Genomic DNA, 311 nt, shown 5'->3' with positions numbered 1-311 from the left:
GCGGGAAATCGAACCTTCGCGGATATTGTAGATGTAACCCGGCTTCGGTTCGATGACGCAGAGGCCGCCAGCGGCAAGCGCCGAGGCGAGAAGAATATAGTCTTCGCCGATGCGGATATCCTCACGGAAGCGCAGTGCTTCGTTATTAAGGAAATCGCGCCGGAACATCGGTTTCATGTAGCCGAAGTTAAAGGTGGAGCGGAACAGGATGTTGGAGGAAATGAAGTCCTCCAGCGTGAGAACAGGCCGTTCCTCCAGAAACTCTTCGGGAAACATCGTCTCCATCGGCCGGCCATCGGTATAGACGACAT

Annotated in this window: 1 pseudogene; it reads right to left on the bottom strand. The window is 54.7% G+C overall.

What is annotated here, in order from left to right:
- Positions 1-311: pseudogene (locus EN804_RS36075) on the bottom strand (glycosyl transferase); the annotation flags it as partial.

It is taken from the genome of Mesorhizobium sp. M8A.F.Ca.ET.161.01.1.1, assembly GCF_004792105.1.
In the GTDB taxonomy this organism is placed as follows: Bacteria; Pseudomonadota; Alphaproteobacteria; order Rhizobiales; family Rhizobiaceae; genus Mesorhizobium.
This window is presented reverse-complemented; position numbering and strand designations above follow the sequence as displayed.